This window comes from Streptomyces sp. NPDC096193 (genome assembly GCF_040302905.1).
In the GTDB taxonomy this organism is placed as follows: domain Bacteria; phylum Actinomycetota; class Actinomycetes; order Streptomycetales; family Streptomycetaceae; genus Streptomyces.
Genome location: NZ_JBEOSJ010000015.1, coordinates 133,619 through 157,849 on the forward strand (window position 1 = coordinate 133,619; position 24,231 = coordinate 157,849).

Annotated in this window: 19 protein-coding genes; 9 read left to right on the top strand and 10 right to left on the bottom strand. The window is 69.9% G+C overall.

Annotation, left to right across the window (positions count from 1 at the left end):
• Positions 1-89: 89 nt before the first annotated feature.
• The gene (locus ABTX78_RS22240; protein WP_352208518.1) at positions 90-1,733 is read left to right on the top strand and encodes a GMC oxidoreductase; all 1,644 of its coding nucleotides are present in this window, start codon (positions 90-92) and stop codon (positions 1,731-1,733) included.
• 104 nt (positions 1,734-1,837) lie between these two features.
• Here ABTX78_RS22240 and ABTX78_RS22245 read toward each other — a convergent pair whose 3' ends face one another.
• The 5 genes from ABTX78_RS22245 to ABTX78_RS22265 form a co-directional block, all read right to left on the bottom strand.
• Complete coding sequence (locus ABTX78_RS22245; protein ID WP_352208519.1) at positions 1,838-2,317, bottom strand: carboxymuconolactone decarboxylase family protein; 480 nt, start codon at positions 2,315-2,317, stop codon at positions 1,838-1,840.
• Positions 2,314-3,393 (bottom strand): NAD(P)H-dependent amine dehydrogenase family protein, encoded by a 1,080-nt coding sequence (locus ABTX78_RS22250; protein ID WP_352208520.1) that lies wholly within the window; start codon positions 3,391-3,393, stop codon positions 2,314-2,316. Before ABTX78_RS22250 ends, ABTX78_RS22245 begins: the two co-directional genes overlap by 4 nt.
• 143 nt (positions 3,394-3,536) lie before the next feature.
• The gene (locus ABTX78_RS22255; RefSeq protein ID WP_352208521.1) at positions 3,537-4,034 is read right to left on the bottom strand and encodes a phospholipase; all 498 of its coding nucleotides are present in this window, start codon (positions 4,032-4,034) and stop codon (positions 3,537-3,539) included.
• Between the two features lie 214 nt (positions 4,035-4,248).
• On the bottom strand, positions 4,249-4,629 hold the full coding sequence (locus tag ABTX78_RS22260; RefSeq protein WP_352208522.1) for a hypothetical protein: 381 nt from the start codon (positions 4,627-4,629) through the stop codon (positions 4,249-4,251).
• A 102-nt stretch (positions 4,630-4,731) separates the two neighbouring features.
• Positions 4,732-6,441, bottom strand: a complete 1,710-nt coding sequence (locus ABTX78_RS22265; protein ID WP_352208523.1) for a serine/threonine-protein kinase — start codon at positions 6,439-6,441, stop codon at positions 4,732-4,734.
• Positions 6,442-6,755: 314 nt separating this feature from the next.
• On the opposite strand from ABTX78_RS22265, the gene ABTX78_RS22270 reads away from it, so the two are divergent.
• Positions 6,756-7,490, top strand: coding sequence for a phosphoribosyltransferase (locus tag ABTX78_RS22270; protein WP_352208524.1), 735 nt, complete (start codon positions 6,756-6,758; stop codon positions 7,488-7,490).
• 308 nt (positions 7,491-7,798) lie between these two features.
• Entirely contained in the window at positions 7,799-10,990 is a 3,192-nt protein-coding gene (locus ABTX78_RS22275; RefSeq protein WP_352208525.1) for an amidohydrolase family protein, read from the top strand.
• A gap of 161 nt (positions 10,991-11,151) precedes the next feature.
• Here ABTX78_RS22275 and ABTX78_RS22280 read toward each other — a convergent pair whose 3' ends face one another.
• The 5 genes from ABTX78_RS22280 to ABTX78_RS22300 all read right to left on the bottom strand — a co-directional run bounded on the left by ABTX78_RS22280 (position 11,152) and on the right by ABTX78_RS22300 (position 16,239).
• Entirely contained in the window at positions 11,152-11,469 is a 318-nt protein-coding gene (locus tag ABTX78_RS22280; RefSeq protein WP_352208526.1) for a chorismate mutase family protein, read from the bottom strand.
• Complete coding sequence (gene pabB, locus ABTX78_RS22285) at positions 11,466-13,544, bottom strand: aminodeoxychorismate synthase component I (RefSeq protein WP_352208527.1); 2,079 nt, start codon at positions 13,542-13,544, stop codon at positions 11,466-11,468. Before pabB ends, ABTX78_RS22280 begins: the two co-directional genes overlap by 4 nt.
• The gene (locus tag ABTX78_RS22290) at positions 13,541-13,876 is read right to left on the bottom strand and encodes a chorismate mutase family protein (protein WP_352208528.1); all 336 of its coding nucleotides are present in this window, start codon (positions 13,874-13,876) and stop codon (positions 13,541-13,543) included. The genes pabB and ABTX78_RS22290 overlap by 4 nt, the downstream gene beginning before the upstream one ends.
• A gap of 529 nt (positions 13,877-14,405) precedes the next feature.
• On the bottom strand, positions 14,406-15,419 hold the full coding sequence (locus ABTX78_RS22295) for an ArsR/SmtB family transcription factor (RefSeq protein ID WP_352208529.1): 1,014 nt from the start codon (positions 15,417-15,419) through the stop codon (positions 14,406-14,408).
• Positions 15,420-15,666: 247 nt separating this feature from the next.
• Positions 15,667-16,239 carry a GNAT family N-acetyltransferase gene (locus ABTX78_RS22300; protein WP_352208530.1) on the bottom strand — a complete coding sequence of 191 codons (573 nt, stop codon included), beginning with the start codon at positions 16,237-16,239 and terminating at the stop codon, positions 15,667-15,669.
• A gap of 586 nt (positions 16,240-16,825) precedes the next feature.
• On the opposite strand from ABTX78_RS22300, the gene ABTX78_RS22305 reads away from it, so the two are divergent.
• The 6 genes from ABTX78_RS22305 to ABTX78_RS22330 are packed head-to-tail and all read left to right on the top strand — an operon-like array spanning position 16,826 to position 24,187.
• Positions 16,826-18,265, top strand: coding sequence for an NAD(P)/FAD-dependent oxidoreductase (locus ABTX78_RS22305; RefSeq protein WP_352208531.1), 1,440 nt, complete (start codon positions 16,826-16,828; stop codon positions 18,263-18,265).
• Entirely contained in the window at positions 18,262-19,107 is an 846-nt protein-coding gene (locus tag ABTX78_RS22310) for a N5-glutamine methyltransferase family protein (protein ID WP_352208532.1), read from the top strand. The genes ABTX78_RS22305 and ABTX78_RS22310 overlap by 4 nt, the downstream gene beginning before the upstream one ends.
• A complete protein-coding gene (locus tag ABTX78_RS22315; protein WP_352208533.1) occupies positions 19,104-20,369 on the top strand; it encodes an aminotransferase class I/II-fold pyridoxal phosphate-dependent enzyme in 1,266 nt (421 codons plus the stop codon). Before ABTX78_RS22310 ends, ABTX78_RS22315 begins: the two co-directional genes overlap by 4 nt.
• A complete protein-coding gene (locus ABTX78_RS22320; RefSeq protein ID WP_352208534.1) occupies positions 20,362-21,660 on the top strand; it encodes an MFS transporter in 1,299 nt (432 codons plus the stop codon). The genes ABTX78_RS22315 and ABTX78_RS22320 overlap by 8 nt, the downstream gene beginning before the upstream one ends.
• On the top strand, positions 21,657-22,895 hold the full coding sequence (locus tag ABTX78_RS22325; RefSeq protein WP_352208535.1) for an ATP-grasp domain-containing protein: 1,239 nt from the start codon (positions 21,657-21,659) through the stop codon (positions 22,893-22,895). Before ABTX78_RS22320 ends, ABTX78_RS22325 begins: the two co-directional genes overlap by 4 nt.
• Entirely contained in the window at positions 22,892-24,187 is a 1,296-nt protein-coding gene (locus ABTX78_RS22330; RefSeq protein WP_352208536.1) for a phenylacetate--CoA ligase family protein, read from the top strand. Before ABTX78_RS22325 ends, ABTX78_RS22330 begins: the two co-directional genes overlap by 4 nt.
• Positions 24,188-24,231: the final 44 nt, after the last annotated feature.

Sequence of the window (24,231 nt, forward strand, 5' to 3'; positions counted from 1 at the left end):
CGGACAGAAGTTACCTAAAGGTATGTAGTGACTTCCCATACGGCCCGCAGTAGAACATGTTCCCATTCGTCAAGAGTGAGGAACATCACATGAACGACGCTCACCTGCACGACGAGACACCCAAAGGCGTATCGCGCCGTCGATTCATCACAGGAACAGGTTCCATTCTGGGTGCGGTGACGCTGGCCGGTCACACCACCCCCGCGCAGGCGAAAGCCGCCCTCGTGCCCGCTCCGATTCCGCCGGGCTCCCATGTCCGGGCTCTCGTGATCGGCACCGGCTACGGTGGCTCGGTCGCCGCCCTGCGTCTCGCCCAGGCCGGCATCGACGTGCACATGGTCGAGATGGGCATGGCCTGGGACACCCCCGGTCCGGACGGTAAGATCTTCGCCAACACCACCAAGCCGGACAGACGCTCCTACTGGCTGCGCACCAAGACCAAGCAGCCCCTCAGCAACTTCCTCGGATTCCCGATCGACAAGGCCATCCCGCGTTACACCGGGATCCTGGACGCCGAGGAGATGGGCGGGATCATCGTCTACCAGGGCCGCGGAGTCGGCGGTGGCTCCCTGGTCAACGGCGGTATGGCGGTCACACCCCGCCGCGAGAACTTCCCGGCGGTCCTCCCCTCGGTGAACGCCGACGAGATGTACAACGTCTACTATCCGCGCGCCAACGCCGCGCTCGGGGTCAGCACCGTCGACCCGGCCTGGTTCGAGACGGCGGAGTGCTATCAGTACGCCCGGGTGGGCCGTAAGCACGCCCAGCGCTCCGGCTTCCCGTTCGTGTTCGTGCCCGATGTGTACGACTGGGACTACATGAAACAGGAGGCGGCCGGCACCGTTCCCAAGTCGGCGCTGGAGGGCGAGATCCTCTACGGCAACAACTACGGCAAGAAGTCCCTCCAGAAGACCTACATCGCTCAGGCCAGAGCGACCGGCAGGGTCGCCATCTCACCACTGCACAAGGTCACTTCGGTCCGCCCGGCCGCCGCGGGCGGCTACACGGTCGTCATCGACGAGATCAACACCAACGGCGACACGGTCACCACCAAGAGCGTGACGGCGGACAAGGTGTTCTTCGCGGCCGGCAGTGTCGGCACCAGCAAACTCCTGACCAAGCTCAGGGCCACCGGCGCGCTGCCCGGCCTGAACTCCGAGATCGGCAAGGGCTGGGGAGACAACGGCAACGTCATGTGCGGCCGCGCCAACCACCTGTGGGACCCGACCGGCAAGCTCCAGTCGTCCATCCCCTGCTCCGGCATCGACAACTGGGCCGCCGGGGGCGCGTTCGCGGAGGTCGCACCGCTCCCCACCGGGATCGAGACGTTCGCCTCGTTCTATCTGTCGATCACCAAGAACCCGCACCGGGCCCAGTTCACCTGGAACGCCTCGACGGGCACGGCCGACCTGAACTGGCAGACGGCCTGGAAGCAGCCGTCCATCGACATGGCCAAGACGATCTTCGACAAGATCAACGCGAAGGAAGGGACCATCTACCGGACCGACCTCTTCGGCACCTACAAGATCTGGGGGGACCATCTCACCTACCATCCGCTCGGCGGCGCGGTCCTGAACAAGGCGACCGACAACTACGGCCGTCTCCACGGCCATCCGGGGCTGTACGTCATCGACGGCGCGCTGATCCCCGGCAACGCCAGCGTCAATCCCTTCGTCACCATCACGGCGCTCGCGGAACGGAACATCGAGAGAATCATCGCCGCGGACCTGTAGCAACGAACTGACCGGCGACGACCGGCGGAGGCCGAGGGACGAGCCTTCACGCGGGTCGGCCGGGAGCCGGGGCCGGCCCATCTCACCGAGCGGCCCCGGACACCTCAGTGGCCGGGCAGGACGCACACCGCGTCGAGGCCCAGCACATGATTGAGCCTGCCGAACGCCAGCCAGGAGCCGATGCTCATACTCAGCTCCACGATCTCGTGCTGGCTGTAGTGAGCGGTCATCCGGGTCCAGAACTCGTCGTCGAGGCCGTGGTGGTCCAGGGCGTACCGCTCCGCGTACTCGGCGGCCAGCCGGGTGCGGTCGTCGAAGGCCGCCGTGGTGCGCCACTGCGTCACCGCCTCGGCGAACTCGTCCTCGACCTTCTCGCCGTCCCGGTCGGTACGCCAGTCGAGGCAGAAGAGGCATCCGTTGATCTGGGCGATCCTCAGCCGCGCCGCCTCGAACTCACGCAGTCCCAGGGTCGTGTGCTCGTACACGGACAACGAGAAGTTGGCGGCGGCCATGCCGATGCCCGGGACCATCTCGCCCCAGACATAGCCGATCGGCTCCTGGCCCTCGGGAATGTCGATGTTCATCGCCGGCTCCTTCCGAGCCTGCCGACTGCGGCGCGCAGTGGGACGTCGAGTGCGTCGTAGAGTCCGGGTTCCGCTTCCACCAGCCAGTCGATGGCGTTCACCAGCCGGCCGACCGCCGCGGCGTTACCGCCCGCCGACCGGTTCTCGCCCTCGTCGGTGGCCTCGACCGTGACCTCGATGCGCGGGCGGCCCTCGATGATCACCCGGTGCGCGCCGGCACCGTCCGGCGGTGTGGGCCAGTGCGGAGCACAGGACGGGTGGATACGGGTGACATGCTCGATGACAATGCGCGCCTCACCCTCGACGATGCCCTGCACCTCGAACCGCACGGCCCCCTGCGTGCCCGCCTCGAAGTCGCCCATGGTCCTGGTGCTCACCGTGGAGTCGAGCGGGCACCGGTCCAAGGTCTCGCGGATCTCGTCGAGTTCGACGCCGAGCGCCCTGGCCATCAGCCGAATCTGTCCGCCCCACACCATGGTGGGAATCGACGGAGCCAGCATCAGGGGCTCGTAGTCCATAGGCCGGCCCATGCCGACCAGATACCGGACCGAGTCCGGCTGGTCGTAGGTGGAGTAGTCGAAGATCTCCTGGCACCGGATGACGTCCACGGAGGTACCGAGGCCACTGATCAGCAGCGGCAGTACATCGTTGCCCCACCCGGGGTCGACACCGGAGACGAACAGCGATCCTCCGCCGTCCGTGATCGCCGCCAGCACCGGGTCGCGCAGTTCCCGGGGGGCGTTGCGCTGGTCGTAGAGCGCGTACAGCGCCGGGGTGACGACCACCGCTCCGGCCCGGACAGCCCTGAGGATGTCGGCCTGGGCCTCGTCGGGGCGGATGTCACCGGACGCCGCGTACACGACGGCCCGTGGGCTCGCGGCCAGCACCGTGTCGATGTCGTCGGTGGCCGAGACGCCCAACTCTTCACTCAGGCCGGCGAGATGGCCCGCGTCGCGACCCACCTTGTCGGGGTTGTGGACGATGACGGCCGCGAGTTTCAGCGCGGGATGAGCATCGACGGCGCGGATGGCCGCGCGGCCGACATTGCCGGTACCCCAGACCACCGTGGAAATCATGCGGCGGAGGGTAGCGCGGGGCCCTTGACGTTCCTAGAGCCATGAACGACCGGAAATGAGGAGACGCACAACGGGTCGGTACGCGCGCGCCGCGGGCCCGAGTGCGAGACGCACCCGGGCCCGCACAGCACAGTGACGAACCGTCAGGCTGCCTGTCCCACGGTGCGAGCGCCGGCCTTGGCCGGCGCGACACCGAAGATGTCCACCGCGTGGTAGTACGTCCAGGCGGTGCTGTTGCATGCGGTCCTGGTCGCCCCCGTGTAACGGGCGCAGACGCGCTTGAGGTCCTCGTAGAACGCCGAGTCGAGACGGGACTTGTGGGCGGAGAACGTGCCGGCGGCCTTGTAGTTGCGATACCCGAAGTCGTGGCGGGCGCAGGCCGTCTGGAAGGGGAAGCCGAACGGGTTGTCGGGCGAGGAACTGCAGTAGTCCGTCGTCCAGTTGAAACCGTACGCGGCCCAGGCGCCCTGGTTCTGGCGGGCGGCGTTCCACGCGTTGTAGCTGGAGGCGCTGGTCTGGGTCCAGGAGCTGAGGACCTGCGGCTTGTCGGCAGGTGCGGCCGAGGCGGACGTGGCGGGGAGCAGGGCCAGGGGTACTGACAGGGTGACCACGGCGAGAGGGAAGGCGAAACGGCGGCGCATGCGGAACCTCCGTGACTGGGGGGCCTTGTCGCCTCGTGGGTCTCACGAGGCGCCTTCAGCGTGACGTCATGTCCCTGTCAGTGCTAGATGGCAGATGTCACGTGCCACTGAATTTCCCTCACATTCAGTTCCGCGCCTCCGCGCTTCGCCGGGCGAGAGACGAAAGTTCAGGCGAATGGCCCTCGGCCCGGCGTCAACTCCGGTATGGCAGAGGTCAGCAGGGAGGGATGCCGGCTCCCGGGTCCCTGCCGACGTTGACGTTGCCGCCCCAGACCCACGCGCTGGAGTAGATGTGGCCGATGTCGTAGTCGATCACGGTGCCGAAGTACCAGACGTCGGTGGTGTATCCGCCCGCCGTGACGCGCTGGCCACGCTGGTAGCACTCGACGCCCGCCTCGGTCTCCCTCGTCGTGGTGCCCATCAGTCTGCTGTTGGTGGTCGGCGCGTCACGGATGTTGCTGTGGGCCTGCACGGTGGTGGGCGTGCCCGTGACGCGGGTGCCCGCTGCCTGCGCGGTACCCGCGGAACCGAGCAGGGTGAGGGCCGCGCCGAGCGCGAGCCCTGCGGCGGCGAGTTGGGCGGTTCTCGTGGTCATGGCTGTTCCCCTTCACTCCGACTGCTGCTGTCCCCGTGGGACGGGACGGGCGGCTCGGTCGTATGAGCGAGGTGCGTGGGAAACGGGACCGGCCCCGGAGCGTCAGTTCTCGGCCGCCACCTTGGTCAGCACCGTGCCGTCGAAGTCGGCCGCCAGATACCCGGACGAGCTGTAGTCGTCCGTGAGGTAGACGTTCACCGTGGGCACGTCCTCGAAGACGGGCCCGCGCACGATGACGTAACGCATCGTCGGCTCGCTGATGCCCAGCTCACGGTTGGCCCGGGTGATCAGGGCCGGCAGCTCGTCCCACGTGACCTTGCTGACGTCGACCGGTCCCTCCTCGGTGCCGATCACCGTGCCGCCCGGCCCCTGCTTCGACGCGCGACCGTCGCGGTACTCGTAGCGGTCGTACTTCTTCCGGCTGCCCTGCACCGGGACCTGGGCGATCGCGTACTCCTCATACACCACGAGTTCGAAGAACTCGGTGGTGTGCGCCGTGGTTTCGAGGGCCTTGATCACCTCGCGCACGCCGGCGGGCGTCAGCAGGTCGGCGGACTTCCGCGAGGGCGGCAGCGCCGCCTTGTCCGGCTGCTCCGTGCCCGTGTCCGGCGCCCGCTCCTTCTCCGAGCCCGAGGCTCCGCCCGTCGCGGCCGGGTTCTTCCCCGCCGAGTCCTTGTCGCCGTCACCGCCACCGGGAAGGACCTGCAGCAGCAACAGCGACATCGCGGCGATCGCCGACGCGGCGCCGACGACGACGGCGATCCTTCTGCCGCGCTTCGGCCGGCGCCCGGCGGACTGGGGGCCTGTGACCGGTTGGGGCGCGTGGCCGAGCAGCAGTGTGGAGGGGTGTGGCGGACCGAAGGTACCGAGCGGCACACCAGGTGGAAGGTCCCGCACCGCGGTGTGCGGTGGTGCGGTGCGGGGTGGCGTGTCGTGATGGGGCGCGGGCGGTGGCGGCGTCACGCCGGGCATCTCCCGCCCGGCGCCGTCGAGCATGGCCGCGAGCCGTTCCGCGTCCGGACGCGCGGCCGTGTCCCGTACCAGCAGGGCGTTCAGTACGGGTGCGAGCGCTCCGGACCGCACCGGTGGCGGAATCGGCTCGTCGAGGACCGCGACCAGGGTCGACAGACTCGTGGCGCGGCGCAGCGGGTGCGCGCCCTCCAAGGCGACGTAGAGCAGCATCCCGAGCGACCACAGGTCGGAGGCGGGGTTGCCCTCCTCGCCGCGGATGCGCTCGGGAGCGATGTACTCGGGCGAGCCGATGAGGTCACCGGTCGCGGTGAGACCGGTGGACTCGCGCAGCGCGGCGATGCCGAAATCGGTCAGCACCGGACTGCCGTCCCGCCGCAGGAGCACATTGGCGGGCTTGACGTCCCGGTGCTGGATCCCCGCGCCGTGGGCCGCGCGCAACGCGGACAGCACGCCGCGGCCGACGCCGAGCGCCTCGGGAACGGTGAGCGGCCCGCGCGTGAGCCGCTCGTGCAGCGACTCACCGTCCACGAGCTCCATCACGATCCACGGACAGGGGTCGTCCGGGCCGTCCACGATGTGGAAGATGGTGACCACGTGCGGATGCGCGATACGGGCGAGCGCCCGGGCCTCGCGCAGGACGCGCTCACTGAGCATGCGTGCCCGGGCCGGGTCCGACGCCTCCACCGCGGGATCCGCGGGCCGCACCTCCTTCAGCGCCACTTCGCGGTGCAGAACGATGTCGCGGGCCCGCCACACGGTGCCCATGCCGCCACTGCCAAGCCTGCCGAGCAGTTCGAAACGACCGTCGACGACGCGTCTGCCGGCCCCCCTGGTGTCCATGGCGGGCCAGCTTACGAGGCGGGGGCCGACCTCATGGACTCACGTCGGGCAACGACGGGAGTCGTGGGCGCTGATCGTCCGGGCGGACTGCTGCAGAGCGGAGGTGAGCCGATCCAGGCCCGGCCCTACGCGGCGCGGTGACGGCGGCCCGCGCGGGACGCGGTCCGGTCGGAGGGGCGAGCCGCCGGTGGCCGGTGGCTGCCGACGTAAAATTGCGGGAGCGAAGCCGCGCTCGGAGAACGACGCGGGACCCGCGTGAGGTGTGCACCTCACGGTGGTGACTCCGAGCCGGCGGCCCTTCGAGGAGGCCACCGATGCCGCACCGTCTGTTCCACGATCGCCGGGACGCCGGCCGTGAGCTGGCCGGGCTCCTCGGGCCCATCAACGATCCGGACGTGATCGTTCTGGGGCTGCCACGCGGTGGTGTCCCGGTGGCCTACGAGGTCGCCCTCTCCCTGGGCGCCCCGCTGGACGTCTTCCTGGTCCGCAAACTGGGCGTTCCCGGCCATGAGGAAGTCGCCATGGGAGCGATCGCCGGCGGTGGCGTGACGGTGCGCAACGACAACGTCATCCGCAGCCTGCGCATCACTGACGAGGCGCTGCGGAGTGTGGCGGAACGCGAAGGCCGCGAGTTGCTGCGCCGGGAAGAGGCGTACCGGGAAGGCCGTCCCTGGCCCCGCCTGGCCGGCAGGCCGGTCGTCCTGGTGGACGACGGCCTGGCGACCGGCGCCAGCATGAAGGCCGCGATCCACGCGCTGCTGGGTCAGGGGCCCTCGCGCGTCGTCGTCGCGATACCGACCGCACCGGCGTCCGCCTGCCGGGAGTTGGGCACCCTGGTCGATGAAGTCGTGTGCGTCACCACGCCGTTCCCGTTCTCCGCCGTCGGGAACTCCTACGCCGACTTCGGACAGACGACGGACGGCGAAGTGCGGGAACTGCTGCGCGCGGCGCGGGATCCGGCCCGGGCACGGTCTGCCCGGCGCACCCGTCCGGGCGGATTCGGAGGCGCCGAGGGCGGCTCGGGGGCGGGAAGCGAGTCTCCGCCGTAGCGCGTCTCGGCCGTGTGGTGTCAGAGCCGCCGACGGGGGTACCGGGGACGTCCCACGGCCATGGGCGGGGCACTCGGGGAAGCTACGCCCGTGCCGGCCACGATCACCAACCGCGTCCGCCGCAGGGCGCGACATACACCTGGGACATTCACCTGGGACATGGAGGTTTTTCATCGTTGTCCCGAAGTCCTTCGTCGCATCGACGGGTGCCATATATTGCACACGCTGCACGAACACACGTCCGATCGGCAGGTCAACTCGCGGTGAACGACAGTGCGTTGCCTTCCGTGAACGCAAGGGGGATCACCGTGACCGCACACACATCCGGAGCGTCCGAGGGGCTTTTCGACGAAGGCTCGGGTCTGGTGTCCCGCCGTGCTCTGCTGCACCGTTCGGGTGCCGTCGGACTGGGAACATTATGGTTCGCGGGCGAGCTCGGCAGGGTGGCCCATGCCGACGAGGAGACGGCCGGCCACGCGGCCGTTGACGGCTTCGTCCGCGTCGCCACGCACGAGAGCGCCAATCTGTGCGCCGCGCTGTCGCCGGACGGCCGGATGCTCGCCATCGACGCGCTCAACGCGATCTGGCTGCTCCCGGCCGCAGGCGGTGCGGCACGCCGACTCACCGTCGACGAGTTGGACGCGACGCAGCCTCACTGGGCGCCGGACGGAAAGAGCCTGGTCTTCCAGTCCTTCCGGGAGGGGACGTACGACCTGTGGCTCATCGGCGTCGACGGTTCCGGACTCCGGCGGCTGACCAGCGGGGACGGGTACGACCAGGAGCCGAAGTTCTCTCCCGACGGTCGCTTCGTCGCGTTCGCCTCGGACCGGGACAACACGGGGCGCATCGAGATCATCGACACGGCGACGGGTGCCCGGCGGGCGCTCACCCGGCAGGATCGGAACCTCTCGATGCCGACGTGGACCGCCGACGGACGACAGGTGGCATACGTTGCGGAGCAGGGTGCGATCGAGACGGTCGACGTGGCCACGGGGACCATCCGAACGCTGCTGACCGGCCCCGCGGACGCCGCGTTGTATGCCCCGTCGGTCGGGCCGGACGGCCGGCTCGCGTACGTCAGGGTCACCGGCGCGCGCGCCGAACTCATGCTGGGAGACCGGGCCCTCACGAAGGACGAGGACGTCTTCCCGCTCGCACCCGTCTGGTTGTCGTCCGGCGAACTGCTCTACACCGCCGACGGCCGGATGTACCGGCGGCCCCTCGACGGGGGCGGGCGTACCGAGGTCCCCTTCACCGCCACGGTCGAGGTGCGGCGAGTCGACCACGAGGGCCGGCGGGGGCCTGACCTCACCGGCGACCGTGCCCAGAAGGTCCTGGGCATCGCCGACCCGGCGCTCTCGCCCGACGGCCGGAAGATCGCCTTCCGGGCATTGAACGCGTTGTGGCTGCTCACCACCGGCACCGAGCGTCCCGTCAAGATCGTCGCCGACGGCTATTTCAACTCCTCCCCCGACTGGGCACCCGACGGACGGTCCCTCGTCCACGTCAGTGACCGGGCGGGGACCGCCAACCTGTGGCGGTACGACATCGCGAAGGGCACCTCGGAACGGATCACCGATCTGCCCAACGCCCAGCTCTCGCCCCGCTGGTCACCGGACGGCTCACGGATCGCGTACCAGGACGAGAGCGGCGCGACCTGGGTGCTGACCCTCGCCGACGGCTCGGTCACACAGGTCACCCCCTCGCTCTACCAGCCCGGCCCGCCCGCGTGGTCACCGAACGGCCGGACCCTGGCGCTCGCCGCGCCCGCCCCGTACTCCCGGCGCAGCATCAACGGTGTGAATCAGATCCTCACCGTCGACATGGCCACGTACGAGCTGCGCTACCAGGCCGTCGCGCCGGGACGTTCGGTCTCCACCCGCAGTGGCGACGGCCCGCTGTGGACACCCGACGGTACGCATCTCGTCGTCGGCATCGAGAGCCAGGCGTGGAAAGTCCCGGTGGACGCGGCCGGCCGGATCACCGGCGAGCCGGTGCGGATCAGCGGAGAGACCGCCGACTCCCTCTCCGTCGGAATGCGCTGCGGCACATTGCTGTACCTCTCACTGGGCCGGCTGCGCGCGGTGGACCTCGACGGCGGCACGCCGCGCCCGGTGCCGACGCGGCTGTCCTGGACCCGCCGTCCCGCACCCACGGGACGGACGGTGGTGCGCACGGGCGCGGTGTGGGACGGCACGTCCGACACCCTGCGGCACGGCGTCGACGTCGTCCTGAGCGGCAGCCGGATCGAGAAGGTCGTGCGGCGCGGGAGCGTGCGGGGCGAACGGCTCGTCGACGCTTCGGACCTCACCGTCATGCCGGGTCTGATCGACACCCACAACCACTGGCACTGGCGAGGTCCTCAATGGGGCGACCGGCAGGGCCGGGCCTGGCTCGCCTACGGCGTCACCACCAGCCGCACCCCCGCCGACCCCTCGTACCAGATGGTCGAGACGCGCGAGGCTCTGGCGGCGGGGGCCAAGGTCGGACCGCGCTATTTCGGGTCCGGCGAGGGATTCGAAGGAACACGCGGACGCCACCGCGTGATGCGGCCGGTCCTCTCGCCCGACCAGCTGGACCGGGATCTCCAGCGGGCCCTGGCCCTCCGCTACGACCTGTTGAAGTCGTACATCCGGCTGCCGTTGGAGTACGAGCGGGACCTCGTGGCACGTGCGCATGCCGCCGGTGTCCCCGTGACGTCGCACTACCTCTACCCGGCGGCGCGCACCGGCCTGGACGGCATGGAACACACCGGGGGCGGCAACCGCCTCGGATACTCACGGACGCTGAGCTTCGCCGCTGGGCGGACGTTCCAGGACTCGGTGGACCTGCTGGTGGCGAGCGGCATGTGGATCTCCACCACGACGCTGTTCGCCTCCGAACTGTTCGTCGAGGACCGTTCGCTCGTCGAGGACGAACGGACGCGGGTGCTGTTCCCCGACTGGGAGTACGCCCGGCTGGTCCAGAAGGCGCAGGACGCGGCATCGGGCAGCGCGGACGCCCGGCTCAATCACGCCTGGACCGTCGGGGACTGCGACATGCTGCTGCGCGTGCAGCGGGCGGGAGGGCTGGTCGTGGCCGGCACGGACGCGGCTCTGGACGACATCGGCATCAGCATCCACCAGAATCTGCGGATCCTGGTGAAGTACGGCTTCACACCGCGCGAGGCACTGCTCACGGCCACCGGTAACGCCGCCCGGGCCCTCGGGCTGGGCGGCCGGTTGGGCAGGGTGTCGCCGGGCCACCTGGCCGACCTGGTGTGCGTCTCGGGAGACCCGCTCACCGACATCAGGGCGGCCGCGGCGGTGCGCCAGGTGCTGGTCGGAGGCCACACGCACCACGTGCCGGAGTTGCTGGAGCCCTTCCGTGCGTCCGCCGCCACCGCTCGCAGCGCACCTCGCAACAGCGTCAGGGCAGCTGCGCCCAGCGCGCACAGGAATGCCGAGCACTACTGGCACACGGCGGAGTGGCAGCACTCCGGCTGCTGCCGCTCCCGCTGATATCCGGTACAACTGCGGATGGTCCGGGACCGGTTTCGACCGGTCCCGGACCATCCACCCCCCCGCATCGGCGAACACCGTCCCCGTATCGGTGTTCTCGTGGCAGTCGCGTGCACATCGACGACGGCGTACCGGACAGAACCGTGATCATGCCCCGGCTCTCACTCCGGTTCCGGCGCCCCCTGTCGTGTCGGCCGGTGCTCCGTCCGGAGGCTGGACAGCGCCAGCACCGCCCGCCCGATGTCGACCCCCCTGCGGCCGAGTTCGTCTCCGTACCGCTTCAGCGTTCCGTTCTCCCGGGCGAGCTCGGTGACGGGCATGCCGGACAGCCGCCGCAACGCCTGGTCCTGCCGGGCGAGTTCGACCCTGCGCAGCACCATCGAGATGATCTTGCCGTCGAGGTCGGAGAGCACTGTGCGGATCTCCGGTTCCTCCACGGCCTCGGCGAGGCCCGCCGGCGCCTCCAGCGCGGCGCTCATGCGTCCACCGCCTCACCCTTGAGGAACTCCCCGGCGGCCGTTCCGGCGGCGAGGGCCGCGACCATCGTCCGCGACTTGACCAGAGTCTCCTCGAACTCCGCGGCCGGATCGGACAGCGCGATCACGGCGCCGCCGACGCCGAACGATGTGCCCTGGCCGGTGGAGACAATCGTGCGGATGACGATGCTGAGATCCGCGGCGCCGCTCAGGGAGAACCAGCCCAGTGCACCCGAGTAGACGCCCCGCGCTCCTCCTTCGAGCCGGTCGATGATCTCCATGGTGCGCAGCTTGGGGGCACCGGTCATGGAGCCGCCGGGAAAGGAGGCACGGACGCAGTCCACGGCGGAGACGCCGGCGCGCAGAGTGCCTCGGACGGTGCTCACGAGCTGGTGCACCGGCGGGTACGTCTCGACGTCGAACAGCTTGGGAACATGGACGGATCCGACCTCGCACACGGTGTTGAGGTCGTTGCGGAGCAGGTCCACGATCATCAGGTTCTCGGCGCGGTCCTTCTCACTGGCCAGAAGGTCCTCACGGAGCGCCCGGTCCTGGTCGGGTGTGGCACCCCGCGGTCGCGTGCCCTTGATCGGCTTCGACTCGGCGACCCGGTCCGTGCCGATGGTCAGGAACCGTTCCGGGGAGGCGCTGAGCACGGCCACGCCCGGAAATTCGAGCAGCGCGCCGTAGGGGACGGGGCTGATGTCCCGCATCCGCCGGTAGGTGGTCAGCGGGTCGATGACGAGAGGTGTGGAGACCATGTTGGTCAGGCAGATCTCGTAGGACTCCCCGTCACGGATCTTCTCCAGGCACTGCTCGATCCGCAGCAGGTACCCCTGCTCGTCGTGCCGCTGCACGAGTGAGGCCTCTGCCTGCTGCGGCGCCGAGGTGAGCGGTGAGCGCTCCTGCCCGGTTTCGGCGGGAAGCAGGGCGAGCAGGGAAGCTGTGGTGTCGAGCCACTTGACCGCCTCCGGGTCCTCGGGTCCGCGGCCGAGACAGATCAGATACGTGCGGCGTCCGGTGTGGTCGACGACGACGGCGCGGTCCGTGAAAAGCAGCGCGGCATCGGGAGTGGGCGCGGTGTGCATGGCGCTCGCCCCGGCCTCGGCTTTGAGCTCGTAGCCGAGATAGCCGACGTATCCGAGGTTGAAGGCGAACGGCAGGCGGCAGTCGGCCGGCAGGGCCCGTCGCCGGATCTCGGCGTCGAGGTACTCGAACAGGTCGCCGGCCACGTGTTCGTCGGGGCGGCCCGCGCGCTCGATGCTCACCGTGCGGGTCTTGACGCGGTAGGTGACGTACTCGGCGAGCGGGCCGGTGCCGTCACCGAGGAAGGAGAAGCGGGAGTTCCCGTCGGCATGGGAGCCGCTGTCGAGCCAGAAGCTGTGGGGCCGGCCGGCGAACAGCTCGGTGTACACGGCTTCCGTGTCGGGTAACTGCTCCAGTTCGCGCACGTGCAACTCGTACCGGGGCGTGGCCGGTGTCCCGGCCTTCGCGCGCTTCAGGGTCAGGTCCCGGAAGTTGGCGAGCAGTTCGCGGCCGTACTCGCTCGCTATGGACTCGGGATGGAACTGGACGCCCCAGAGGGGCCGGGTGCGGTGGCGGAGCCCCATGAGGATGCCGTCCTCGGTCCAGGCGACGCCCTCCAGTTCGTCGGAGAGTTCGGTCACCGTGAGGGAGTGGTAGCGGACCACGGAGAACGGTGAGGGCAGCCCGGCGAACAGATCCTCGCCGTTGTGCCGGATCCGGGACAGTCGTCCGTGCATCGGCTCGGGGGCGTGATCGACGGTGCCACCGAACAGGGCCGCCATGCCCTGGTGGCCGAGGCAGACACCGAGGACGGGCAGTCCGGAGTCACGGATCGCACGACTGCCGACGCCGAAGTCGCGCTCGCGGTCGGGGCGTCCGGGACCGGGCGAGACCACGACGTTGTCGTAGTCCCCCAGATGCAAGGCGGACCAGTCGATGTCGTTGCGGACGACGACGGGCGGCTGCCCGTTCACTTCGCCGAGGAGTTGGTAGAGGTTGTAGGTGAACGAGTCGTAGTTGTCGACAAGAAGTGTCCGGACGGAGCGGTTCATGACGCCGTTTCCCGAACCGACGCTTGGTCCGTGTCGGGCGCGTCGATCACCAGATCCTCGACTCGGCAGGTCTCCTCGATGATCAGGTCGTACAGCCGGCGCAGGAACGTCCCGTCGATGCCGTGCTCGGCTCCGTAGCGGGCGGCGCGTTCCTGCACGACACCGATCCGGTGCGGCTGCATCATCGGGACGCCGTGCTCCCGTTTGTACTCCGCGATGCGTACGCACAGATCGATCCGACTCTTGAGGTTGTCGAGCAACGTCGCGTCGACAAGGTCCAGTTCGGCGCGCAATCCCGCCAGACCGACTTCAGCATTCGAGGTCGTCGTCATGCCACTGCCTTTCTGAATGTCATGGTGCAACGGGGGCGGTTGACCCGGCCGTGGTACATCTCCGGTGCGTGGGACGGCTCGGAGGCATGGGCCGGGAACTGACCGGCCGCGTCGGTCCGCAGCACGTCAGCGATGAGGGAGGGATGGGCGGGCGAGGCTGCGGACAGGGAGGGGTGCCGACCAGGCGCGTTTGTCGAGTGGGGCCCACCCGTGCGGCGATGCGCGCGGCCCAGTACGGCCGTACGCCACTCGCGGCGGGTCGGGAGGAGGTCGGGTCGCAGGCCGAGCATGCCGTTGCCGGCGGCAGCGACGCCCTGCGTGCGGGTGAGTGCCTTCGGACGAGATCGTGGGGGTGGCGGAGAGTTCCTTCCCTGTGGGTGGTGTGACGTGCGGTACTCGTGGCGGCAGGCGTACGGCGCTCCTGCCGTCGTGGCGACTAGAGCAAAACACATGGCAGAGAGGCCACCAAACCTTTTAGCTGTGGCTAAAAGGTCTGTGCGTAGGGCAGTTGGCGGGGCCCGACGGCCGGTCAGAGACTGCGGGCATCCGAGCGCACGGCACCCCGGAGGAGCGCCTCGCCCGTCTCCGTCAGCGAGTGGATGACCCGCTGCCCCGACCGATGACTCGTCACCAGATCACAGCCCCGCAGAACCGAGACGTGCTGGCTGATGGCTCCGGGGGTGACATCGACCTGAGCGGCCAGCTCGCCGGTGGAAGCCGGCATGACGAGCGCTTCCAGTACCGCGGCCCGGACACCGCCGAGGAGCGCCGCGAGCGGGCTGCCGCGGTCCTCCCCGCCGTGGCGCCAGATGCCCGCGGCCCCGGGCCTCGGGTACACGACCATCGACTGGAGCGGCGGCAGCATGGTCAGCACTTCCGGGCCGCAGAAGACACTCGGCACGAGGACGATGCCCTGGCCGCCCAGAGACTCCTCGAAGTGGTAGCTGCTGCGCACCGTGAGGCGGTCTTCGCGCCAGCCGATCCTCTCGTTGAGCGCGGAGAAGACGGAAGCCGCCCCCGAACTCTCCATCAGCCGCATCCGGGAACGTATGTCGGTCACGAGCCCGCCGTGCAGCCTCTGCCAGTACGGTTCGAGAGCCAGCTTCCAATAGGCCCGCAGCAGTTGCGTGATCTGCTCGATCGCCTTCTCGGGCTCGTCCAGCATCTTCCGGTGCAGCGGCGCCGCGTCCCGACGCCAGGCGGAGGGTGTCCCCGTGTCTCCCACCATCCAGGCGATCTCGTCCACGAAGTGTGCGGGGTCGGTGGCACGCACGACCTCGAGCTCGCTGTCCACGCTCACCGGTGTCCCCATCGGCGCCGGCGTGAGGAAGTCCGGTACGTAGCCGGTGGGCGGGATCACGGCCCGCAGGGCGCGCAGGTCGACCGTCTTCAGTCTGCCGAGGATGTCGTCCACCCAGGGCTGGTGCCGGCTCCTGCGCGGGGCGGAGGCCAGCGTCCGGAAGCTGTAGACGGTCTCCCCCAGGGGAGACACCGAGAACCGTACCTTGGCAACATCGTCGGCGGTCGCGCTGTAGCTGATCAACGTTTCCCTGTCCCACCACTTGAAGGTGCTGGTGCGTGGGCCCGGGAAGGTGCGCGCACGGGGCCGGAGCGGGTGGGGCGCCGGCCACGCCACCCCGGACGGACACCAGGAATCCGCTGTCCGTACTCGGCGACGCCACCCGCACGCCGGACGGCCCCGGCAGGACCGACCCGCGAACGCCACCCACCCACGGCTGCTCCCCCTCCAGGCTGTTGACCAGGACGAATCCCGAAGCCCGGCTGAAATACTAGTCGGTCCCGGCGGGTTCGACCTCCCTGGCGAGGATCGCGTAGACGTACTCGCTGCCCCAGCCGCGGTCGTCGCGATCGTTCTCGATCAAGTGCGCTTCCCGGCGCATCGACAGCCGCTCGCAGATCCGCACGGAGGCCGTGTTGTCCGCATCGATGCGGGCGAACAGGCGGTGGACGGACAGCTGTTGAAAGGCCAGGTCACGCAGGGCGAGCGCGGCCTCGGTGGCATATCCTCGACCCCCGTGGTCGGGGTGGAAGACCCACCCGATCTCGGCCTGCCCGGCGTGCGCGCTCGCCAGCGAGACCATGACCTCGCCGATCACCCCGGAACGGTCGCGCCGGCAGACCGCCAGCGTGAGCCTGTCACCGTCCTCCTTCCAGTAGGTGCCCTGACCGATGTCTTCGATGACCTCCGCGCAGCGCGCGCGATCACGCGGCGGCCGGTAGAGGTACCGGGCCACTTCCGGCAGTCCTTGATAGGCGTACATGTCTTCCAGATCGCTCTCCTCGAACAGACGGAGGACCAGCCGATCAGTGGTCAAGGGCTGTGAAAAAGCAGGCGCGTTCATACTCGTCCGGTTCCTGAGATCGGTGATTGACGTCCCATCATCAGCAACTTAGACTCCACTGCGCCACCTGACCAGGGGCATCTGCAAGCGGGGGAATGCTGTGTGATGCGGCGGCATGGACGATGTGCCGGGGCGTGTGTGAGGACTCTCAGCACTCCTTCACGGCCCTCTTCTCACTGAGTACCCTCGATGCTGCTCGGAACAGACGGACAAGCGGTGCGGCAGTACCCAAACCGCAGTCCTGTGGGACAACCACCTGCTCTCCCGACGCACTTCACGCCGCTGTGGCAGGCGGCGTGCGAACGGGACGGGGCGCGCGGCCGCGTTCGCCGGCGTCCGCAGGACGCCCCGGACGGACGACGTGGGCAGGATGCGCGGGCCCGGTGCCGGACCGGCCCTCCGCTGCCTCCGAGAACCCCCTCCACCGACACGGCGCACAGCTCGGTGCCGCGTCGGCCACCTTCACCCTGAACGGCTCGCCCGGAGAGACCGTCCCGGGCACTACGACATCTCGCATACCCCTTTCTCACGGTTGGAGCAGCGCGCCGTGCGGCGCCGTGCCCTGCCCGAAGACACGAGGAGAATCATGCACGCAGGGCCACGGCAGACCGCCGTCGTCGTCGGCAACGGGGCGGTCGGCGCCTCGATCGCCTATGAGCTGAGCAGCCGCGGATTCCATGTCACGCGCGTGGGCCGGGAGAACCGGCCGTACGCCGCCTCCCTCGCCGCCGGCGCGATGCTCGGCTGCTTCGGCGAGGTCACCACCTCGCTGCTGGCCTCCGAGCACGGCCGGGCCAAGCTCGACATGGACCATCGGGCCCGTCGCTACTGGACCGAGTGGGACGAGCGTCTCAGCCAGGACTCGGGCGACACCCGCACCCTCTTCAGCGCCGACGGGACGTTCGTCCTCCTCAACACGATGGGATCGGCACCTGTCGACTCCGGCAACTACCGCGCCATCGAGGCGACGCTGCGGGAGTACAAGGAGCCGTACGAGACCGTCGATCCCGAAGACCTGGACTGGCTGGCGCCGAACGACCTCTCCCGTTCGCTCCGGGGCATGTTCCTTCCGGGTGAACACGCCGTGGATTCACACCGGTTGCTGGTCAAGCTCGACCAGGCGCTGGTCAAGACGGGCGGCAAGATCGTCGACGCCGAGGCGCTGGGCGTCCGGGTGACGAACGGCCGGGCGACCGGTGTCGAACTGGTGGGCGGGGAGGTCCTGTCTGCCGACCACGTCGTGGTGGCCGCCGGAGCCCAGTCCCTCACGCTGCTGGACCAGGTGGCCGAGGCACGCGCCCAGATGCCTCCCATGGTGAGCGGCTACGGCGTCTCCGCACTGGTGGAGACCGAGGACCGCGCGCTGCCCTCGTCCGTGGTGCGCACCCCCAACCGGGCCTTCGCCTGCGGCCTGCACGCCGTGCCGCGCGCCGACGGGGTGCTCTACCTCGGGGCCACCAACATCATCTCCGAGCAACCGCGCCGCTTCGCCGCCGTCGGAGACCTTCAGTTCCTGCTCGGCTGTGCGGTGGACCAGCTGCACACCAACCTCTCCGAGTCCTCGCTGCTGTCCGTGCAGGTCGGCAACCGGCCTGTGCCGGCCGACGGTTTCCCTTTGATCGGCGCGGCCGGGGCGGAGGGCCTCTGGCTGGCCACCGGCACCTACCGCGACGGCCTGCACCAGTCACCGCTGCTGGCCCGGCACATCGCCGCACTCATCGAGGACGGCGCCAGCGAGTACGACTTCCTGTCGTCCTTCTCCCCCGTGCGCGCTCCGCTGGCCACCGGGACCCGCGAGCAGGTCGTGACGACGACGGTCGAGCACATGATGGCCACCGGATACGAGTACCGGTGGAGCGTCGCGCCCGAGTGGCCGCCGCGCATCGAGCGTCACCTGCGCCGCTTCTACGCGGCTCTGGTGGACGAGCTGCACCCGTCGTTCACTCCCCCCGCCGAACTGGTCGCCGCCATGACCGACGGCATCCGTGAGTCCCTCATGCGCTACTACGGGGCGTGGTCGTCATGACGGCGGAACACCTGGCGTCCGCCCGCGAAACAGCCCGCACCCGTCTGACCGAGGCAGGCGTGTGGGACGTCGAGGGCGACCTGGACGCATTGGTGGAACACCTCCTCACCTCGGGGACACCCACGGCACTGGCCCGCTTCGAGGCCGCAGTGGCGGAACGCTGCCGACGCATCCCACTCGGCCACATCATCGGTTCGGCGCCGTTCGACGGACTGGAACTCGTCGTCGGCAGTGGCGTGTTCGTACCGCGGCACGAGAGCACCGCGCTGGTGGCATGGGCGGCCGACGAGAAGACACTGCCGTACGAAGGCAGCGCGCTCGACCTGTGCTCCGGCGTCGGGGCGCTCGGGCTCGCCCTGTCACGGCGCAGGCCCGACGCGGCAGTCACCTGCGTGGAGCGGGACGACACGTGTCTGCAGTACCTGAACCGCAACGTGGCGCGGAACCAGGCCGTCCTGGGCTCCGTCTCCGTGCTCGCCGCCGACCTCACGCACCCGGGCTGCCTCGACGCCCACCTCGGTACGACCGACCTGCTCATGGCGAACCCGCCGTACGTCTCTCCCGACGTGCGGCTGTTGCCCGAATGGTCCGAGCACCAGCCCCGGGCCGCTGTCTACAGCGGTGCCGACGGCCTCGATCTGATCCGCCGGATCGTGGTGCTCGCCGCCGCGGCACTGTCTCCGGGCGGGCATCTGGCGCTCGAACACGACCGGGCACAGCCGGAGCAGGTGCGCGAGCTCCTGCACGGTGACTCCTTCGAGGAGATCACCACCTTCGCCGACACCGCCGGTGAGCCGAGGATCACCGTCGCCCGCCGCACCGACCAGGGAGGTACCAGGTGAGCGCGGACCCGACACCCCAGAACTGGCTGACCACCCGCAGGGATCGCACGTCCTCCGCCCTGGACCAGTGCTTCGCGGAAGGGCTCACCGGGCACACCGTGGTCGCCCGTGACCGCAAGCGGGTCACCCTCCAGGACGGCACGACAGCCACGGAGTTCGTGTCCTGCTCCTACCTCGGGCTGGAGTCCCACCCCGCGCTGGCGGAGGCCGTGGTCGAGGCTGTCGGCCGTTTCGGGGTGCATCTGTCGTCCTCGCGCAACAGGATGCGGCCCTCCTACCTCCCCGAGCTGGAGGAACTGCTGGGGCGCGTCTATCCGGGCACCCAGCCCTGCGTGTTCACCTCCACCAGCAATGTCCATCTCGGCGTGCTGCCGCTGCTGGCCTCGGGGTCGCTGCCCAGCTACCCCGTCCAGGGCGGACCCCATCTGTTCGTGGACCGCACCGCTCATGCCTCGATGCAGGTACTGCGGGGGATCTTCGCGCAGTTCGGGCCGGTCGACCGGTTCCGCTCGGACGATCCCGCATCCGTGGACGACGCGCTTCAGCGTGCGACGGCGGCAGGCCGCACGGCTGTCTTCCTGGTGGACGGCGTGGGTTCGATGAACGGCCTCATAGCCGTGGGCGACCTGGCACAGCGGGCGGCGTCCGCCGGCGGCTATCTCTACGTCGACGACGCCCACGGCATATCCATCGACGGTGCCGCCGGCTGCGGTTACGCCTTCGACGCGCTGGGGGGCAAGCTCCCCCACAACGTCGTCCTGGCCGGCTCCCTGTCCAAGGGCTTCGGCGGTTCGGGCGGCTTCCTCCTCGTCGCCTCCGGCGAGGACGTCGCCGTCGTCAGGAAGCTCGCCAATCCGCTGGTCTTCGGCCACTCGGTGATGGTGCCGATGATGGCCGCCAACGTCGCGGCAGCCCGGATCCACCTCTCCCCGGAGATCACCGAACTCCAGGCGGGGCTGTGGGCGAACGCCGCCCGGCTCGACGAACTGACCGGTGGCAAGCTGTCCAACGCGGGGCTCAGGACGCCGGTGCGCGGCGCCGTGTTCGGCTCCGAAGAGGAGGGACTACGCGCCGTACGGCGCCTCAAGGAGCGCGGTGTGATCATGCTCCCCGCGTTCTACCCCACGGTGGCGCACGGACAGTCCCTGTTGCGCTTCGCCCTCTCCGCACTGCACAGCGAGGAGGACCTGACCCTTCTGGCGGGAACGCTCGAGGAGAGCGGGCACTACAGCGGCGGTCAGGAGCTCGACGGCCGTGACTGAGCAATCGACTCCGCCGGCCGCGGCGGAGCGGCCCGCGCCGCGCCGCCCGACGCTGGGGCCACTGGTACGTCCCATCGCCGTGTCCCACTTCGTCACCTATCTCGGCGACGGTCTGTTCTATGTCTGCGCGGCGCTGTACTTCACCCGGGTGGTCGGGCTGGACGCGGTCACCTACGGGGCCGCGCTCACCGCGTCCTGGCTGCTGGCCATGGTGCTCAGCGTGCCCGTCGGGCATCTCGCCGACCGGTTCGAGTCCCGGACCGTGGCCACCGTCCTGCTCGTCGTCGCCGGCCTGTCGGTCTGCCTGTACCTGGTGACGTCGAACGTGCCGCTGTTCTTCGTGGGGGCCTGCCTGCTGGCGGTCTCCACCCAGGGCACCCAGTCCGCCCGCTCCGCCCTGGTCGCCCGCTCTTTCCCCGCCGAGCAGGTCACCAGGGTGCGGGCGGTGCTGATCTCCACCGCCAACGCGGGTCTGGCCGTGGGCGCCATGCTGGGTGCCCTCGTCATCGCCGTGGACACCGGCACCGCCTATCGGCTGGCGTTCGCACTGGATGCGGCGACCTTCTTCCTCGCCGCCGCGCTGCTGCTCAGGGTCCCGGCGACGCTGCGCGCCGCGCCCGCCTCCCCGGCGGACGACACAGCGGCGACGGCGGCCACGGCGGTCAAGGGCTCGCCGCTGCGGGTGTTCCGTGACCGCGGGTACGTCGCCGTCAGCCTCGTCAACCTGCTCCTGACGCTCCATGTCCCGTTGATCGACGTGGCGCTTCCTCTGTGGATAGTCCAGGAGACGCACGCCCCTGACTGGAGCATCGCCGCCGTCTTCGTCGTCAACACCGCTCTGGTGGTGGTCCTTCAGTACCGCGTGTCGCAGAGCGTGACGAGCATCGACGCCGGCCTGCGCAGCCTGCGTATCGGCGGACTGCTGCTGTTCGCGGGGATGGCGCTGTACTCCCTGTCCGCACTGCCCTCCTCACCCTGGGGGGCGGCCGGGCTGCTGCTGCTCGCGGTGTCGGTGCTCACCTTCGGGGAGATGCGGCAGACCTCCAGCATCAACGAGATCAGCTTCCGGCTCGTGCCCGAGGGCAGATACGGCGAGTACCAGGGGTTCTTCGGCATGGGCTCCACCGTCGCCGAGGCTGTCGGTCCGCTCGCCCTCACCTGGCTCCTGTTGTCCCACGGCTCCTGGGGGTGGCTGGTGCTCGGCGCCCTGTTCCTCGTCGCGACCCTGGCCATGCCGTACTGCGTCGCCCTGGCCCGACGGTCCCCGCTGACAAGGGAGAACGTCCTGTGACTCCGCCCGCGCCCCGTCCCGTGCTCCTGCTCCTCAGCGGCAGTCGCCGAGTCGTCGACAAGGCCCTGAGCCTCGGTCTCGATGTGGTGCACCTCCAGGCGCCCACCCTGGCCGACCCCTCACTGGACCCGCTGTGTCTGCGCACGGTCCGCATCGACCTGCTCGATGTCCCGGGAGTGGTGGCCGTCGCCCGCTTGCTGCACCAGGAGTTCGGCTTCGCCGGGGTGTGCAGCAATCACGAACCCGCGTGTACGGCCGCGGAAGCGGTCGCCCTCGACCTGGGGCTGGTCGCACCCGGCACCGGAGTCGCCGCGTTGCTGCGCGACAAGGCACGGACCCACGAGGTGCTCGACAAGGACCCCTCGCTGCGCACCCCGTGGGCCCGGTTGAACAGCCCTGAGGACGCGCTCCGGGTCGCGGACACCGCCGGGTGGCCGCTGGTCCTCAAGCCCGTCGACGGGTCCGCCAGCCTGGGTGTGCTCAAGGTCGACGGCCCGGACGGGCTCGACGACGCATGGCAACGGGTGAAGGCCGTTCTGGGCAACAGCCACCACTACCACGAGGTACTGCCCGTGACCGGCTACCTCGTCGAACCCTTCGCGCCCGGCGAGGAGTTCAGTGTCGAGACGTTCAGCACGGCCGGGATCCACGAGGTGCGGGCGGTGGTACGCAAACTCGTCGGCGGCTCGTTCGTGGAGACCGGCCATCTCGTCCCCGCCGAACTCGACGGCGAGCGGCACCGGGCCGTGGTCGACCGTGTCGTCGCCTTCCTCGACCACGTCGGACTGCGTGAGGGGCCCGCGCACACCGAGGTCATCGTCGGCGAGCAGGGCATCCACCTGGTCGAGTCCCACGCCCGTACCGGCGGCGACGAGATACCCGCCCTGCTCACCCTGGTCACCGGACGGGACGTGGAGGCCGACATGCTCGCGCACGCCTGCGGTGTGCCCCTGCCACCCGCCGTGGCACCCCTCGGAGCCGCTGCCGTCAAGCGGTACCTGCTGGCGGACCGCGCCGGCCGCGTCACCGCGGTCGACGGAGCGGCGGAGGCAGCCGGGGTGCCGGGTGTACACAGCGTGCGGATCTGGACGAGCCCCGGCGACATCGTGCGGCCGGCGACGGCGAGTTGGGAGCGGCTCGGCGAGGTCGTCGCCGTGGGCTCCGACACCGCCGCGGCCGCTTCTGCCGCCGAGAGGGCATGCCGGGCCATCACCCTACGGATGGAGGAACAGTGAGGCTCCTCACGGATCTCACGCTGCCACGCTCGGAGCTGCTGAGCGTCCAGGCGGACAACCTGGCCCTCATGCGCAACGCCGTGAACCGCTCACGCATCTGTACGGCGCTGCATCCGTACGTGGGTTCACTGACCCCGGAAGGACTGGCGGGGATCCCCCTCACCAGCCGCGATCAGCTCGCCGCCTGGAGCGTGGAGCCCGGCACGCCGAACCGCATCACCGAGGGGGACATCCGCCTGGTGCTGCGTTCGAGCGGCTCGTCGGGCCGGGTGCGGACCCTGCTGCACGACCGCCCCTTCAACGAACGGGTCGAGGCCATCGGCGCGCGCGGCCTGTGCCTCGACGGCCTCGGCACCAATCCGTTCGTCCTCAACTCGCTGGCTCCGGGCGACCTGTTCGGGGGCTTCGGCTTCGCGGACGCGGTGCTCTCCCGCCGCGGCGCGGCCGTGCTCCCGGCCGGGACCTCCATGCCCGCGCACCATCTGGCCGAACTGATCACCGATCTCGACGTCGGCGCGATGGTCGGTCTGCCGGGTTACATCGAGCGCCTGCTGACCGAGATCCCGGCGGAGATCGGGAAGTTGCGCACGCTGTACTACCTGGGAGAGCGCATGACCTCACCGGCCGCCGAAGCGCTCGCCGCGGCCGGCTGCGCCGTACGTTCCTTCGCGTACAGCACCACCGAGACCGGGCCCATCGGGTACCAGTGCGACCACCTCACCGGCACCGACCACCATGTGCACGAGGACCTGGTGATCGCCGAAGTCGTGGACGACGACGGCGGGCGTCTGCCGGACGGTGTCCCCGGCATGCTCGCGGTCACCGTGCTGGCCGACAGCGGCACCGCCCTGGTGCGCTATCTCGTCGGCGACCGTGCCACCCTCAGGCCCTCCGAATGTCCCTGCGGCTCGACGGCCCAGGTGCTGCGCATCGGCGCCCGCGACGACGTATCGGCCAACCTGATCGGCACTCTGGTCACCCGCTCCATGTTCGATTCCGCGCTCGACCTGTCGCCGGACGCCCGCTACCAGGTCGCGTACGGCTCACAGCGGGGACTGCTGCGGCTGACGCTGCGCGGCGCCGCCCTGCACGGCTTGACGGACGAGGCGGCACGGACGGCCCTCGGCCGGCACCAGACCCTCCGCAAGGTCGTCGGATCGGCGATCTTCGCCGGCCTCACGGTCGATGCCGCTACGGCGCCGCGGATCACCGCCCGGGCCAAGGCCCCCTTCTTCTGGAACGAGGAGGACAGAGATGACCACACCGAGAGCGGTACGGGCCGGGTCCGGTGACGTGCGGCGAAGGCGTCGAGCGTTGCGAACCGCCCCGCACGGCG

Excerpts from the sequence above, each read along its gene's own strand:
- ABTX78_RS22240 (WP_352208518.1), top strand. The coding sequence starts at position 90 with ATGAACGACGCTCACCTGCACGACGAGACACCCAAAGGCGTATCGCGC.
- ABTX78_RS22245 (WP_352208519.1), bottom strand. The coding sequence starts at position 2,317 with ATGAACATCGACATTCCCGAGGGCCAGGAGCCGATCGGCTATGTCTGG.
- ABTX78_RS22250 (WP_352208520.1), bottom strand. The coding sequence starts at position 3,393 with ATGATTTCCACGGTGGTCTGGGGTACCGGCAATGTCGGCCGCGCGGCC.
- ABTX78_RS22255 (WP_352208521.1), bottom strand. The coding sequence starts at position 4,034 with ATGCGCCGCCGTTTCGCCTTCCCTCTCGCCGTGGTCACCCTGTCAGTA.
- ABTX78_RS22260 (WP_352208522.1), bottom strand. The coding sequence starts at position 4,629 with ATGACCACGAGAACCGCCCAACTCGCCGCCGCAGGGCTCGCGCTCGGC.
- ABTX78_RS22265 (WP_352208523.1), bottom strand. The coding sequence starts at position 6,441 with ATGGACACCAGGGGGGCCGGCAGACGCGTCGTCGACGGTCGTTTCGAA.
- ABTX78_RS22270 (WP_352208524.1), top strand. The coding sequence starts at position 6,756 with ATGCCGCACCGTCTGTTCCACGATCGCCGGGACGCCGGCCGTGAGCTG.
- ABTX78_RS22280 (WP_352208526.1), bottom strand. The coding sequence starts at position 11,469 with ATGAGCGCCGCGCTGGAGGCGCCGGCGGGCCTCGCCGAGGCCGTGGAG.
- pabB (WP_352208527.1), bottom strand. The coding sequence starts at position 13,544 with ATGAACCGCTCCGTCCGGACACTTCTTGTCGACAACTACGACTCGTTC.
- ABTX78_RS22290 (WP_352208528.1), bottom strand. The coding sequence starts at position 13,876 with ATGACGACGACCTCGAATGCTGAAGTCGGTCTGGCGGGATTGCGCGCC.
- ABTX78_RS22300 (WP_352208530.1), bottom strand. The coding sequence starts at position 16,239 with ATGAACGCGCCTGCTTTTTCACAGCCCTTGACCACTGATCGGCTGGTC.
- ABTX78_RS22305 (WP_352208531.1), top strand. The coding sequence starts at position 16,826 with ATGCACGCAGGGCCACGGCAGACCGCCGTCGTCGTCGGCAACGGGGCG.
- ABTX78_RS22310 (WP_352208532.1), top strand. The coding sequence starts at position 18,262 with ATGACGGCGGAACACCTGGCGTCCGCCCGCGAAACAGCCCGCACCCGT.